The sequence below is a fragment of the Nocardia sp. NPDC003693 genome (assembly GCF_053981095.1).
Genome location: NZ_JBSFNO010000003.1, coordinates 67608 through 80677, shown reverse-complemented (window position 1 = coordinate 80677; position 13070 = coordinate 67608). Strand labels below are relative to the sequence as shown.

General features: G+C 70.6%; 14 protein-coding genes. 10 read left to right on the top strand and 4 right to left on the bottom strand.

Going from position 1 to position 13070, the window contains the following annotated elements; all coding sequences use genetic code 11:
• The first annotated feature begins 97 nt into the window (after positions 1-97).
• The 3 genes from ACWDOP_RS05785 to ACWDOP_RS05775 all read left to right on the top strand — a co-directional run bounded on the left by ACWDOP_RS05785 (position 98) and on the right by ACWDOP_RS05775 (position 3287).
• Positions 98-922 (top strand): helix-turn-helix transcriptional regulator, encoded by an 825-nt coding sequence (locus ACWDOP_RS05785; protein WP_456344281.1) that lies wholly within the window; start codon positions 98-100, stop codon positions 920-922.
• 224 nt (positions 923-1146) lie between these two features.
• Positions 1147-1908 (top strand): hypothetical protein, encoded by a 762-nt coding sequence (locus ACWDOP_RS05780; RefSeq protein WP_456344114.1) that lies wholly within the window; start codon positions 1147-1149, stop codon positions 1906-1908.
• A 443-nt stretch (positions 1909-2351) separates the two neighbouring features.
• Positions 2352-3287: a phosphotransferase family protein gene (locus tag ACWDOP_RS05775; RefSeq protein ID WP_456344113.1), complete on the top strand. Its 936-nt coding sequence runs from the start codon at positions 2352-2354 to the stop codon at positions 3285-3287.
• A 47-nt stretch (positions 3288-3334) separates the two neighbouring features.
• Here ACWDOP_RS05775 and ACWDOP_RS05770 read toward each other — a convergent pair whose 3' ends face one another.
• From ACWDOP_RS05770 to ACWDOP_RS05760, 3 genes are all read right to left on the bottom strand, one after another.
• Positions 3335-3760 (bottom strand): transcriptional regulator, encoded by a 426-nt coding sequence (locus ACWDOP_RS05770; RefSeq protein WP_454204407.1) that lies wholly within the window; start codon positions 3758-3760, stop codon positions 3335-3337.
• Between the two features lie 146 nt (positions 3761-3906).
• Positions 3907-4605 carry a hypothetical protein gene (locus ACWDOP_RS05765; protein ID WP_456344112.1) on the bottom strand — a complete coding sequence of 233 codons (699 nt, stop codon included), beginning with the start codon at positions 4603-4605 and terminating at the stop codon, positions 3907-3909.
• A gap of 102 nt (positions 4606-4707) precedes the next feature.
• Entirely contained in the window at positions 4708-5400 is a 693-nt protein-coding gene (locus tag ACWDOP_RS05760; RefSeq protein ID WP_456344111.1) for a hypothetical protein, read from the bottom strand.
• A 165-nt stretch (positions 5401-5565) separates the two neighbouring features.
• Between ACWDOP_RS05760 and ACWDOP_RS05755 the strand changes: the two genes are divergently transcribed.
• The 5 genes from ACWDOP_RS05755 to ACWDOP_RS05735 all read left to right on the top strand — a co-directional run bounded on the left by ACWDOP_RS05755 (position 5566) and on the right by ACWDOP_RS05735 (position 10929).
• Positions 5566-6660, top strand: coding sequence for an ABC transporter ATP-binding protein (locus tag ACWDOP_RS05755; protein WP_456344110.1), 1095 nt, complete (start codon positions 5566-5568; stop codon positions 6658-6660).
• A 21-nt stretch (positions 6661-6681) separates the two neighbouring features.
• Entirely contained in the window at positions 6682-8046 is a 1365-nt protein-coding gene (locus tag ACWDOP_RS05750; protein ID WP_456344109.1) for an ABC transporter substrate-binding protein, read from the top strand.
• Positions 8043-8891, top strand: coding sequence for a metallophosphoesterase (locus ACWDOP_RS05745; protein ID WP_456344108.1), 849 nt, complete (start codon positions 8043-8045; stop codon positions 8889-8891). Before ACWDOP_RS05750 ends, ACWDOP_RS05745 begins: the two co-directional genes overlap by 4 nt.
• Before the next feature lie 249 nt (positions 8892-9140).
• Complete coding sequence (locus ACWDOP_RS05740) at positions 9141-10127, top strand: carbohydrate ABC transporter permease (protein ID WP_456344107.1); 987 nt, start codon at positions 9141-9143, stop codon at positions 10125-10127.
• Positions 10117-10929: a carbohydrate ABC transporter permease gene (locus tag ACWDOP_RS05735; protein ID WP_456344106.1), complete on the top strand. Its 813-nt coding sequence runs from the start codon at positions 10117-10119 to the stop codon at positions 10927-10929. The genes ACWDOP_RS05740 and ACWDOP_RS05735 overlap by 11 nt, the downstream gene beginning before the upstream one ends.
• A 4-nt stretch (positions 10930-10933) precedes the next feature.
• On the opposite strand, the gene ACWDOP_RS05730 is transcribed toward ACWDOP_RS05735, so the two are convergent.
• A complete protein-coding gene (locus ACWDOP_RS05730) occupies positions 10934-11848 on the bottom strand; it encodes a LysR family transcriptional regulator (RefSeq protein WP_454204286.1) in 915 nt (304 codons plus the stop codon).
• A gap of 211 nt (positions 11849-12059) precedes the next feature.
• Here ACWDOP_RS05730 and ACWDOP_RS05725 point away from each other — a divergent pair, with 211 nt between their 5' ends.
• Together ACWDOP_RS05725 and ACWDOP_RS05720 are read left to right on the top strand one after the other, a co-directional pair.
• Positions 12060-12479 (top strand): hypothetical protein, encoded by a 420-nt coding sequence (locus ACWDOP_RS05725; RefSeq protein ID WP_456344105.1) that lies wholly within the window; start codon positions 12060-12062, stop codon positions 12477-12479.
• A 16-nt stretch (positions 12480-12495) separates the two neighbouring features.
• Complete coding sequence (locus ACWDOP_RS05720; protein ID WP_456344104.1) at positions 12496-13041, top strand: class I SAM-dependent methyltransferase; 546 nt, start codon at positions 12496-12498, stop codon at positions 13039-13041.
• The last annotated feature ends 29 nt before the right edge of the window (positions 13042-13070 follow it).

The following is a 13070-nucleotide window of genomic DNA, read 5'->3' as shown; positions in this document are numbered from 1 at the left end:
GCGTCGGCTCGCGAACGGGGAAGGCCGCGCCGTTCCTGGGTGCGATACGGCTACCCGGGAGTGCGCCGGGCGATGGCACACTCGACCTGTGAACGCGATGGCCGAGTTTCTCCGGGTACGGCGCGGATCGATCGGTCCCGCCGACGTCGGCCTGCCGACCGGACCAAGCAGCCGGCGCACCCCGGGACTGCGCCGCGAAGAGATCGCAGCGCTGGCGGGAGTCAGCGTCGACTACTACACCCGAATCGAACAGGGCAGGGAAACCGCGCCCAGTGACGCGATTCTCGGCGCGCTGGCCAGAGCGCTGCGCCTGAGCGATGACGAGCACGCGCACCTGCTCGCCCTCGCCGACCGAACCGCGGGCCGCTCGCCACGACGCCACCTCACTGATCCCCAACCGGTCCGTCCCGGTTTGCGGCTGCTGCTGAACTCCGTCCGGCCCAGCCCGGCCTACGTGCTGAACGAGGTCAACGATCTGCTGGCCGCGAACCCGGAGGGCCTGGCACTGATGCCGGGGCTCGACGACTGGCCACCCTTGGCACGCAACACCATTCGCTACACCTTCCTGCATCTCACGGCCCGGACCCTGTTCGCCGACTGGGACCGAGTGGCCCGCAACAGCGTCGCGAACCTGCACACCGCAGAACTGACCTGCCCCGAGCGCACCGCCGTGCTGGTCGACGAACTATCCTCGGCCAGCACGGAATTCGCCGCGCTGTGGCGCCGACACGAGGTCATGGTCAAACGCGGCGGCGACACCGCGTTCCAGCACCCGGTGATCGGCCGGGTCACCCTCGGCAACGAAGTGCTCCAGCACGGCGACGGACAACGGTTGCTGATCTACCAGGCCCCGCCCGGCACCGCCGAACACGACGCTTTGACACTGCTGGCCATGACCATCCAGAAGACGAACACTCGCTGACACAGAAGCGGGCCTGCGCGATCATGTTTCGGTAATCGCACGCACAGCCACGGCACCGCCGACCCGGGCGGTGCGGCGACACGCCGTGAACTCCCCCGCCGCGTGCACACTCGCGGGCGATGAAATCTTCTGTGCCCCACACCCGTGCCCGTCTGTCCCGCGCTGTTCGCCCCCGCTCCGGGGGCAAATTCGCAAATCCGAAGTTGATCACTATGCTCTCCCGCATGGGGAGGAACTCCGCGGTCTGCTTCGCGTTCGCCACCGTCGTCCTGGTCTCGGGCTGCGACAGCGTCAGCGGTCTCGACACCGATCCCAAGCCCGCCGAGGCGGCTGCGATGACGACCTCGAGCGCCGAGCAGACCACACCGACGACGACAACCGCCGCGGCTCCAGCGACCCTGCCGGACTGCCCTGAGCCGGCGGCCGAACGGGTTGACTGCCGCGCCCGCGCGCAGGACCGGACCGGTCTGGCCTTCGACGTCCGCCACGCCCCCGACGGCACCCTGACCATCGAGGCGATCGCCCCTGACGGTGGGCTCGCCCAGACGATCACCGAACAGGTCACCCCGGCCGCCACGCTCGCGTACCCCAGCGTGCTGGACACTGATCTCGACGGCCGCGACGAACTCCTGGTTCCGCTGCAGGCCGATCCCACCGCGACCCGCTTCGCGGTCTACCACGCCACCGCCGACGCGACCGAGCTCACCCGTGCCGGCGAACTGACCGCGCTCACGCTCGAATCCACCCCCGACGGATACCTGCACGCCCGTTCCACTCGCGCCACCGGAACCGGCACCACCCACAACTTCTGGACCTACGAATCCGACACGCTGGTCCCCGTCCTCACGGTCGAGCACACCTCCGCCGCCGGCACCAGCGCACCCGGTACGTGCACCGTCACCACCGCTCCCGGCCTCCGCCGCACCCCCTACTCGACCGTGTCCACCGCCCGAACCCACTTCTGCGCCCTCGCAACCGAAGACTGACACCCCGGTACGTCCCGGACCCTGACCCTGCCCTGACCGAACCCCTGTACGGCAGACGAAGTCACCGCCCGCCGCAAATCGGTACGGATGTGACGGCTCGTCGCCGCCCGCCACGCCCGGGTCGTCCCAGCCCTGCCACGGGGGTGCCGCCCGCGGGCGCGACAGACTCACAGTCGAGCCTCACCGGAGCCCGTGTCGATTGACTGTCGGATGTCGGCGCGATACCAACGGTTGTGGTCGTCGGTAATTCCGGTCCACGCTCCCGGCACTGTGAACGGTTGTCCCGCAGAGACATCGATGGTGGCCAACTCGCTCATGGGGTAGGTGACCACGCGGCCACGGGCCGATCTTCACACCCACCAGAGCGCTTGCCGACACGGCGAGTCGTCGTGTCGGGCCGATAATGCGTCGCGGACTCCCGGGCGGCGCGGCACGATGACGCGATGGCGAACGTGGCGCGGGGTGTGGACCGGGTGCGGTGGGAGCAGCTGCCCGACGGAGTGCGGGCAGCTGTCGAGGAGCGGCTGGGAGCCGCGGTCACCGAGGCCTGCACGGCGGCGGGCGGGTTCAGCCACGGGATGGCGGCGCTGCTCGAATTGAGTGACGGGCGGGTGGTTTTCGGTAAGGCTATCGAGGTTGGGGACGGACTGATCGAGTCCTACCGGACCGAGGCCGCCACCGGGGCCGCGCTCCCGGTGGGGGTACCCGCGCCGCGGTTGCTCTGCACGCTGGACGGCGGCGGATGGCTGGTCATGGTGTTCGAGGCAATCCCCGGGCGGCATCCGCGGTTCGATCGACCCGCGGAGCTGGCGGCCGCGCTGGACGCGGTCGAGCTCTCCTTGCGCACGCTGACACCGTCACCGATGGACGCTATCCCGACCATCGAGGACTCGCTCGGGCCCGAGCTCACCGGGTGGCGGGACTTCCTCGCACAGGGCCCGCCGGATAACCTGGACGCGTGGTCGCGCGCGCGTCTGCCGGAACTGGCAGCGCGCGAAGCGGACTGGGCCGCCGACGTCGCGGGCACCACGCTGCTGCACACCGACCTGCGACCAGACAACATGCTGCTGCGGCCCGACGGCACCGTCGTGCTGGTCGACTGGGCGTGGTCGTGTCGCGGTGCGGCGTGGGTGGACCTGGCCTCCCTGCTGCCCGAACTCCTGGACGCCGGGGTGGATCCGGACCTCGCACTGCTGACCCGGCCGGTCCTGGCCGCGGTCGACCCGTCCGCGATCGAGGCGCTGTTCTGCGCGCTGACCGGGTATTGGGAACGCAACGCCCGGCTGCCCGCGCCGCCGCGTTCGCCGAATCTGCGCCGCTACCAGGCGAGCCGGGCCGCGCTGACCCGCGAGTGGCTCCAACGGCGATTCGAGCGCTGACCTGCCGACGAAGCGGGCTGGAATCGCACCGACCGCCCGCCCGACTCTTAATCGATGACGTCGGGTGGAATCTCGGGCAGGCCCTCGCTGGCACGGAGCTTCTCGGCCATCGCGGTCAGCAGGTCCGCGGACTCCTCGCTGAGGTCGTAGGCGCGGGAGGAGAGGCGGCGCAGGTTGTAGGCGTGCAGGGACGACAGGAGCTCGAGGTCGTGATCGATCGTCGCGGCGTACCGGTCGTCGAAGAAGTAGGCGGGGCGGACCCGGAAGAAGTTGGCCAGGGCCACCACCAGCTGATCCGAGGGATTGGTGCGCCTGCCCGAACGCAACTGGCTCAGATACGGTTTGGCGATGGGGTGACCGGCCGCGGTCAGTGCGGCGGCGACCTCGGAGTTGGTGTGCGGCGCCCGGCCCGGGGGGTGGACCGTCTCGAAGAGTTTGTTCAGCCGGGTCGCGAAATCCGAGGGCTGCCACACGGTGCCGCCGGGCACCCGCCGCACGATGGCGTCGACCAGGTCCTGCGGCACCCGCTCGCGCAGGCGTTGCAGCACCGGATCATTCAGCGAGGATTCCTCGAGCAGCGCGGCGACCCGCCGTGCGAGATCCTCGTTCTCGTTGCCCATCACTCCTCCGTCCCGGTGAGACCGCGAATCCACTCGGTATCGCGCTTCAATCTGGACCAGCGCTGCTCGACCGCCTTGGTCGATGGCCAGCCGAACAACTCGGCGATCTCGGCCCCGCGCAGGCCAACGGTCTTGCCCCACACCAGCCCGCGATCGCGATCCCCGAGCCGGGCCAGCCTGCTGTGCCAGGCCATCCGATTCACCACCAGCGCGGCGACGTCGGTACGGCACGGGACCAGTTCCACCGCGGCCGGTCCGTCCTCGACCAACCCCGTTAGGGCGTAATCGATGTGGACGTCGTACAGCTCGCCCGAACGGCGGCTGCGGCGGAAGTAGTCGACGAACGCCTGCACACAGGCGTTGATGAAATACGTTGCGAGACTGGTGCCCCCGTCCGAGCGCCAGCCCTCGCCCTCGATGGCCTTGCGCCGGAACTTCTCCAGCGCCAGGGTCACCGTCTCCTGGAGGAAGTCCTCGTGGAGCCGGCCCGCGACCGTTCTGCGCTCCTGCATGGTGGGCTGCAGCGGCCAGCCCTTCTGCGCCGCGACCGAGAATATCCGGCCCGACCGGATCCACGGCCCCACCACCGCCAATCCGTGCCGAACCAGTCTCTCCGCCAGCAGAGTCCACGGCGGTCCCTCGAAACCCGCCTTGCGGACCAGCTCGAACAACGCGTGCTCGTTCTCCGTATCGGTCATAACATCGGCATCCTCACCCCGCACCTCCGCTCGCGTTCCGAGGTTATAGGCGTGCCGCGGGCCCCGAACCCTCTTCCAGCAAATCGGGAGTTGCCGAACCGATCATTTGCCCGGGAAGGGCGAATTGATCGTGGTGAAGTACTGCGCGGCGGCCAGCACGGCGACCGGTGCGGTCACCAGCAGCTGCCCGGCCAGGGTTCCGAGAAACCCGACCACCGCGACACCGGCCAGGCATCCGCCCAGCGCTCCCGGCAGCGCGCCGAACATGGCCGAGAGCGCGCCGGTCAGCACCGCGCCCCCGGCACCGCCGAGCAAACAGCCCAGCGCCGCACCGGAAATGCCGCCGACCACGGTGCCGATGGTGGCGCCCATGCTGATCGTGGTGCCCATGCGGTTCCAGGCGGCCACCTCGCGATCGTATTCGGTCTTCCACGGCGCCTGGTTCTCGAACGGCAGCGCCACCGGCGCATAGCGCGCGTGCTCGAGGTCGAAACGCGGGGTGAGCACGGCGCGGCGATCGGCGATCTCGGCGGTGATGGGGAACACGAAATCATCGACGCGGAACGATAATTCGGTCCCGGCGAGGATGTCACCGGCCGCCGAGCGCACGGTGAACACACCGTCGTCCACGGCCAGGGTGCCGGCGTCGGTGCGAATCACGGTGCTGGTCGCGGACGTGGTGGCGGTGAAGTTGACCACCGGGTCGGCCGGGGCGGCCGCGGCGGGCAGTTCGAGCGCGGCGACCGCCGCGAGCGTGGTCAGGCCGGTGGCCAGGATGCGGGTGCTGTGCTGCATGTCGGGTCCTTCCGATCGAGCGGCGACGGCGCGGCCTCCCCGCGCGTCGGCACAACCGTGGCCGAGCCCGCCGCCCGGTGAGCGGTGGTGCGGCACTGCGATTCGGGCGATCGCGGTTGCCTATCGCCACCGCCGTGACCACCTGTCCGGCCGGAGACTGAGCCCATGGCTCGGCTGCAGATCGACGGGGTATCCAAACAATTCGGCGCGCACTGCGCGGTCCGCGAGGTGAGTCTCGACATCGCCGACGGTGAGTTCCTGGTGCTGCTGGGCCCGAGCGGGTGCGGCAAATCCACACTGCTGCGCCTGCTCGCGGGACTCGAATCGCCCACGGACGGGCGGATTCTGCTGGACGGGCGCGACATCACCGAACAGTCCCCGCAGCAGCGGGATCTGGCGATGGTGTTCCAGAGTTACGCGCTGTACCCGCATTTGACGGCCGCGGGCAATATCGGGTTCCCGCTGCGCGCCCGCCGGCACGGGCGCGCGCAGATCGCGCGGCGGGTCGCCGAGGTCGCCGGGGTGCTCGACCTCGGCGACCTGCTCGATCGCCGCCCGGCCGCGCTCTCGGGCGGGCAGCGCCAGCGCGTGGCGCTGGCCCGGGCGATGGTGCGCGATCCCGGGGCGTTCCTGATGGACGAGCCGCTCTCGAATCTGGACGCGGCGCTGCGCAGTGCGACCCGCGCGGAGTTGATCGCCCTGCATCAGCGACTCGGCTCGACGTTCGTGTACGTGACCCACGATCAGGTCGAGGCCATGACCATGGCCTCGCGGATCGCGCTCATGAACGCGGGCCGCGTCGAACAGGTCGGCACCCCCGAGACGCTCTACGACCGGCCCCGCTCGACCTTCGTGGCCGGGTTCCTGGGCTCACCGCCCATGAATCTGTTTCCCGCCGAAGTGATTTCCCACGAGGGCGCCCTGCGATTGCGCGCCGCGGACCTCGACGCCGACCTCGATCTGCCCGCCACCGCACCGGCCGCGACCGCGGTCATCGCCGGTATCCGCCCCGAACGCCTGCGCCTGGACTCCGGCGGCGGCATCCTCGGCCGGGTCCGCATGGTCGAGAACCTGGGCAGCGAGGAACTCGTGCACCTCGATACCGCAGCCGGGTCGCTGTGCGCCCGCCTGCCGCGCCCGTGCGGGGTGACCCGCGGCGCGCTCATCGGCCTGCGGGCCGATCCCGCCGACATCCACCTGTTCCAGCCCGATTCCGGTCTGCGCCTGCGCTGGCAGCCCGCCGCCGCGGCCGTGCACTGACACCTCCCGAGGAGAACCATCGTGAAACGCACCCTGTCCCGCGCGAGCCTGGCGCTCGCGGCGGCCCTCACGCTCGGCGCGTGCGGGCTCGGCGGCACCGTTGCCACCGAGTCCACCGCCGAGCGCATCCCGGAACTGGCTCCCGGGCAGCAGGTTTCGATCGTGTTCGAGTCCTACAACTACGGTCTGGCCGGCGCCTGGACCGACACCTTCAACGGGCTCATCGCCGATTTCGGCCGCAAGTTCCCCAACATCACGGTGACCGCGCAGAAGCCGCAGGGCAACAGCCCCAATCCCGCGAGCGACACCATCTCCAGCATCCAGAACCAGCTGGTGGCCGGTTCTCCGCCGGATGTGGCCCAATTGGGTTTCAGCGACCTGGAATTCACCATCGACCAGCTGCGCGCCAAACCCCTGGACGTGCTGGTGGGCCGGGACGAGGTGCAGCGCAACTTCGACGGCACGCTGCCGTACGCCGAGCGCGCCCGCACCCTGGACGACCGCGACGGGCACACCTACGGGGTGCCGTTCGTGTTCTCGACCCCGGTGCTGTACCTGAACGCGGACCTGTTCCGCGCCGCCGGCCTGGATCCGAACTTCCCGCCCGCCACCTGGGCCGCGGTCGCCGACGCCGCCCGGGCCATCGCCACCCGCACCGGGCAGGGCGGGGTGTACATCGACTGCCTGACCAAGAGCGCCAAGGACTGGTGCTTCCAATCGCTGGTGCGCTCCAACGGCGGCCGGGTGCTGTCGCAAGACCGGCGCACGCTGGGCTTCGCGGACGCGCCCGCGGTCGAAGTGACCCGCATGGCACAGGATCTGGTGAACACCGGGGCCATGCCCCGGCTCAATCAGAAGCAGGGGTACGAGGCGTTCGCGCGCGGCGAGGTCGGCATGATCCTCGAGACCAGCGCGATCCAGGGCACCTTCGTCACCGGCGCCAAGGACAAGTGGGAGCTGCGCTCGGCGCCCATGCCGCGGTTCGGCGACAAGCCCGTGGTGCCCACCAATTCCGGTGCGGGACTGCACATCCTGTCCGAGGACCCGGCCAAGCAGCGCGCCGCCTGGGAGCTGATCAAGTTCCTGACCAGCGAGTCGGCCTACACCGTCATCGCCGAGAAGATCGGCTACCTGCCCCTGCGCACGGGTCTGCTGACCGAGCCCAACGCCCTGTACGACTGGTCCCGGCGCAACCCGCTGCTCGCACCGAACGTGGCCCAGCTGGCGGTCATGGAACCGTGGGTGTCCCTGCCGGGCACCAACTATCTGCAGATCCGCGACGGGATGATGGACGCGGTCGAGGCCGTCGTCTTCCAAGGTAAGGATCCGCAGACCACGCTCGCCGCCGCTCGCGCCCAGGGCGCCGACCTCCTGCCCGCCGCATGAACGCCCGCACGCTGGTCCAGCTGACCGACACCCACATTCGCGCCGACGAGGCCCCGGTGCAGCACGGCGTGGACACCTACGCCAACCTGACCCGGGTGCTGGACCGCCTGCGCGAGTACGGCGGACCCATCGACGCGTTCCTGCTCACCGGCGATCTCACCGACACCGGGGACCCCGCCGCCTACCGCCGCCTGCGTGCGGCGATCGAACCGGTGGCGGCCGGATTCGGCGCCGAGGTCGTCTACGTCATGGGAAACCACGACGAACGCATCGGCTTCGGCACCGAACTGCTCGGCCGGACAACCGATTCCGCCGACCCACACGACTCGGTGCTCGAGGTCGGCGGCCTGCGCGTCATCGCGCTGGACAGCACCATCCCCGGCCGCCACGACGGGAACCTCGAACCGAGCCAGCTCGACTGGCTCGCGCACCAGCTGAGCACGCCTGCCCCGCGCGGCACCCTGCTGGCGATCCACCACCCGCCGTTGCCCTCGACGCTGGCCGCGGCGCGGGTCCTGGGTCTGCGCAATACCGCCGAGCTGGCCGCGGTCCTGTCCGGAACCGATGTGCGCCAGATCATCTCCGGTCACCACCACCTCACGGCCGCGAGCACCGTGGCGGGGATCCCGGCCTGGATCGGCCCCGCGGTGGCCTACCGGATCGAGGGCATGGCCCCCGCCGGCCGCCAACAGGCCAGCGCGGGGTGCGGCTACACCCGCATCGATCTGGTCGAGGACACCGTTGTCCTGACCGCGATCGAGGTGGCCGCCACAACCCCGCTGTACGACCGCGACGAGGCCGCCGAGCTGCGCCGCCTCGCCGCCCTGTCCCCCGGCAACGGATAACCCGTGTTCGTCATCGACGACCGGGAATCGCAACTCCCACAATCCGGTTCACCCAGGTCGGCCGCGGCTACCGTGAGTGCGCCACGGCCGAGCCGTGATAACACAGGCACGGGCGCCGGTGCACGGGAGGAAACCGCCGGTGCACGCGATTCGGATAACGGCGATCGCGGCGTCGAGGATCCGGCTGGGGCAGCGCGAACGCCGGTAGGCAGCCCAGCATCGGTAGGCAAGAAGTCGCAGGCGGGACCCATGCGGTCCAACCGCTCTCCCGCACTCCGGCTCCCGCACCGTGCGGCCACCGCCGGCCGAGCGAGTTCGGGTCCGGGTCGCCGTGGTCGGCCGCTGGTCACCGGGGAGCGGGTGCGGCGGGCCGGGCGGGGAGCGGTGCCATACCTGTATCTCGCGCCGGCGCTGGTGTTGCTGGTGGTGTGGACCTATCGGCCGTTGGCGCAGGCGGTGGAGCTGTCGACCTATTCGTGGAATCTGCTGCCGACCGTGCCGATGCGGCCGGTCGGGGACGCGAACTACCGGCGGCTGCTGGATCTTCCGGCGTTCCGGGACTCGCTGGTGCGCACCGCGGTGTTGATCGTCGGTTTGCTGCCGTTCACGGTCGTGCTGCCGGTGGCGCTCACGTTCGCGGGGCAGCGGATCTCGGGGCGGGCGCGCGGGGTGTATCAGGCGCTGGTGTTCGCGCCGTTCCTGGTCGCCCCGGTGGCGGCGGCAGCAGTGTGGCGGTGGCTGTTGCATCCGGGGTCGGGGCTGGTGGATCGGGTGCTGGGCTCGGATCGCAACTGGGTGTACGAGTCGAGTACCGCGCTCGCGGTGGTCATCGTGATCACCGGGTGGCAGCTGCTGGGGTTCGCGCAGCTGGTCGTCTCGGCGGGGGTGGCGGCGATCAGCGGGGACTACGGGGAGGCGGCGCGGGTGGACGGGGCCACCGCGGGGCAGATCCGGCGGTGGATCACCCTGCCGCTGCTCTCGCCGACGCTGGTGTTCCTGGTGCTGACCACGGTGCTGCTGAGCCCGGTGCTGACCTTCCCGATCATCGACTCCATGACCCAGGGCGGGCCCGCGCAGTCGACCACGAACATCTATTACCTGCTGTGGGAGTACGCCTTCCACAGCTTCGACGCCGGACTCAGCGCCGCCGCGGGCGTGCTGCTGTTCCTGGGATTCGCCGCCATCGCCGGGATACTGGTGTGGCTCTCGGAAAAGGTGACCTTCCATGGCGATTGACCGGCTGCGCCGCCTCGGCGGGCATCTGCTGCCCGCCGGCACGGCCCTGCTGTGCGCGTTCCCGATCTACTGGATGTTCGCGACCAGCGTGCGCCGCCCCGAGGACGTGTACTCGCTCTCGGTCCTGCCGTGGCCGGTTTCGACCGCCAACTACGTCGACGCCGCGCACAAGGTGGACCTGGCGCGCCTGCTGCTCAACACCTTTCTCGTCGCGGCCGGATCGGCCGCCGGGCAGCTGCTGATCGCGCTGCTGGCCTCCTACGCCTTCGCCATGTACACCTTCCCGCTGCAACGGCTGCTGTACCTGGCGTTCGTGGGCACCTGGCTGGTGCCGTTCCATGTCACCATGCTGCCGAACTACCTGCTGCTCAACCGGTTCGGACTGCTGGACACCCTGATCGGCACCGTCCTGCCGACGCTGTGCTCGGCGCTGGCGATCCTGCTGCTGCGCCAGCACATGGCGGCCTTCCCCCGTGAGCTGGTGGCCGCGGCCCGGGTGGACGGGCGCTCGTCGTGGTCGATCCTGTGGACGGTGGTCGTGCCCAATCTGCGACCGGCCCTGGCGGCGCTGGGCATTCTGCTGTTCATCAACGCCTGGAACGAGTACTTCTGGCCCGCGGTAGTGCTGCGCCGCTCCAATGCCGTTGTGCAACTGGGGCTGCGGAGTTTCATGGGCACCGAGGGCGATCAGTGGGGCCCGCTCATGGCGGTGGCGGGCGCGGCGTGCCTGCCGGTGCTGGTGCTGTACGTGGTGCTCCAGCGCCAGATCGTGGACGGGTTCGTGCGCTCGGGCCTCAAATGAGCGCTCAGGCCGGGATCGGCACCGCGGCGGCCTCGGTGAGGCACTGCACGAACTGCGCCACCGCCGGGTTGTCCTCCTCGGCACGCCACACCGCGTACAGGTCGAGGGTGGGCACCGGGTCGACCAGTTTCACCGCCACCGAACTGCTGCCCGGGGTCCCCATGCCCATGGAGATCGCGCGCGGCAGCGAGGCGAACCCGACCATCGGCCGCACCGAGACCATGTGCGCGGTCGCGCCGGGGTCATCGGCGGAATGCCCGATGGTCAGGGCGATTCGGGACTGGGCGGCCGCACGGAAGATCGCGTCGTACATGGCCGGGCACTGCTCGCGCTCGAACAGCACGCACTCCTGGCTCGCGAGTTCGGCGAACGGCACCCCGGCCCGTTCGGCCCACCGGTGGCCGCGCCCGACCACCGCCACCAGCGGAACCCGGTGCAGCATGCGCCGATACCGGAAGTCGGCGGTGCTGGGATGCCCGTACACCAGCGCCACGTCCAGCGATCCGGACGCCAGCGCGGCGAGCTGGGGCCCGGTGCGCTTCTCCCACAGCGACACCGCGATGTCGGGGTGCCGCGCGGTCATGCGCACCAGCGCGTCGGGCAGCACGTGGCGGCTGGCGGGCACGTTGTAGCCGACGTTCACCGTGCCCGAGCGTCCGGCCGCGGTGGCCCGCGCGGCGCGGGCCGCCCGGTCGACGTGGGCGACGATCTGGCGCGCCTGGATCTCGAATTCGCGCCCGGCGGCGGTCAATCGCACCTCGTGCGAATTGCGGGCAACCAGTTGCACACCCACGGCCTTCTCGAGTTTGCGCAGCTGGGCGCTCAGGCTCGGCTGGGTGATGTGCAGGCGCGCCGCCGCGCGCCCGAAGTGCAGGTCCTCGGCGATCGCGAGGAACGACACCAGATGCCGAAGCTCCATGGCACCGCCTCCTTCCGGCTGGGGGTCACGCTAGCGGCGCCGGATAACCGCCGATGAATCCGATTCGCACGCCGAGGACCGATCCCGTGGCCGCCGCGTGAACGCTGCTGCGCGCCAGGGCGATAGCCCGGGGCGACTGGCAAACTCCGGGCCGTTTCGTGATGTAAACGATTCCTTGACAACGCCGTTCGCGTAAAGGCAGCATTTACACATGAACGATTCCCAGCACCGGGATCCCGCCGACGAGCGTGCGGTCCTGGCGAAGATGCTCTCCTCCAACGCCGAATTCGTCGCCGAGGTCCTGTATCCGGCCGAGGGCCACCCCACCCCGTCGGTCATGGCCGCCCTGCGCGCGGCCCGCAATCTCGACAGCGTCGTCGACGACGTCCTGCGCTCGCTGGTGCGCCAGGCCCGCGAGGAGGGCCGCACCTGGGCCGAGATCGGCGAGATCTTCGGTACCTCCCGCCAGGCGGCGTTCCAGCGCTTCGGCGGGGCGGGCATGCAGACGCCCCCCACCCCGCCCATGCCCCCGCCGCCACCGTTCCCGAAGATGCCCAAGATGCCGAAAATGCCGCCCATGCCGCCGATTCCGGGCTGGCCGCCCACGGCGCCGCGTTTCCCCGGCGCCTGACCCGGACGCGCGAGCCATGTCCGCCACCGCCCACCCGCCCGAGCTGTGCCGGGCCCGGCGCCGACTGCTCGGCGCCGCGCGCTGCCGCTTCGCCGAGGACAGCCTCGCCGACGCCGTCTCGGCGGGCCTGCGCCAGGCGGTCCTGTTCGGAACGGCCCTGGACACCTTCGCCTCGCACAATCCGTACCCGCACCTGCGCGTGTTCGAGATCGCGACCGGCGCCGAGTTCGACGTGCTCACCGGCACAACAGGTTTCGACCGCACGATGCCGGCGTTCCTGATCCGTCTCGGCGCGCCCGGCGCCGCGGCGGACGCCCTGCCGGACCCGAGCGCCCTCGCCGCCAGGAGCGAGATCGTCTTCGACTACCTACCGCGCCCGGGCGCATCGGGCTCCGCCCTCGCGGCCGATGCCCGATTCGAGGTGCTGGCGGACCTGGACTCGCACGCCCTGGCCGCGCGCTACCTGCACCGCTCGCTCGAGCTCGCGGGCGCGCCCGAACCCCGGGTCGTGCGCGCCCGGGTCCGCGCTGTCGCACCCGCGTGCGAGGTCACGGGCCGATAGCGACACGCCTCCGGCTGCGGCAGAATACA

Excerpts from the sequence above, each read along its gene's own strand:
- ACWDOP_RS05785 (WP_456344281.1), top strand. The coding sequence starts at position 98 with ATGGCCGAGTTTCTCCGGGTACGGCGCGGATCGATCGGTCCCGCCGAC.
- ACWDOP_RS05780 (WP_456344114.1), top strand. The coding sequence starts at position 1,147 with ATGGGGAGGAACTCCGCGGTCTGCTTCGCGTTCGCCACCGTCGTCCTG.
- ACWDOP_RS05775 (WP_456344113.1), top strand. The coding sequence starts at position 2,352 with ATGGCGAACGTGGCGCGGGGTGTGGACCGGGTGCGGTGGGAGCAGCTG.
- ACWDOP_RS05765 (WP_456344112.1), bottom strand. The coding sequence starts at position 4,605 with ATGACCGATACGGAGAACGAGCACGCGTTGTTCGAGCTGGTCCGCAAG.
- ACWDOP_RS05760 (WP_456344111.1), bottom strand. The coding sequence starts at position 5,400 with ATGCAGCACAGCACCCGCATCCTGGCCACCGGCCTGACCACGCTCGCG.
- ACWDOP_RS05755 (WP_456344110.1), top strand. The coding sequence starts at position 5,566 with ATGGCTCGGCTGCAGATCGACGGGGTATCCAAACAATTCGGCGCGCAC.
- ACWDOP_RS05745 (WP_456344108.1), top strand. The coding sequence starts at position 8,043 with ATGAACGCCCGCACGCTGGTCCAGCTGACCGACACCCACATTCGCGCC.
- ACWDOP_RS05740 (WP_456344107.1), top strand. The coding sequence starts at position 9,141 with ATGCGGTCCAACCGCTCTCCCGCACTCCGGCTCCCGCACCGTGCGGCC.
- ACWDOP_RS05735 (WP_456344106.1), top strand. The coding sequence starts at position 10,117 with ATGGCGATTGACCGGCTGCGCCGCCTCGGCGGGCATCTGCTGCCCGCC.
- ACWDOP_RS05730 (WP_454204286.1), bottom strand. The coding sequence starts at position 11,848 with ATGGAGCTTCGGCATCTGGTGTCGTTCCTCGCGATCGCCGAGGACCTG.
- ACWDOP_RS05725 (WP_456344105.1), top strand. The coding sequence starts at position 12,060 with ATGAACGATTCCCAGCACCGGGATCCCGCCGACGAGCGTGCGGTCCTG.
- ACWDOP_RS05720 (WP_456344104.1), top strand. The coding sequence starts at position 12,496 with ATGTCCGCCACCGCCCACCCGCCCGAGCTGTGCCGGGCCCGGCGCCGA.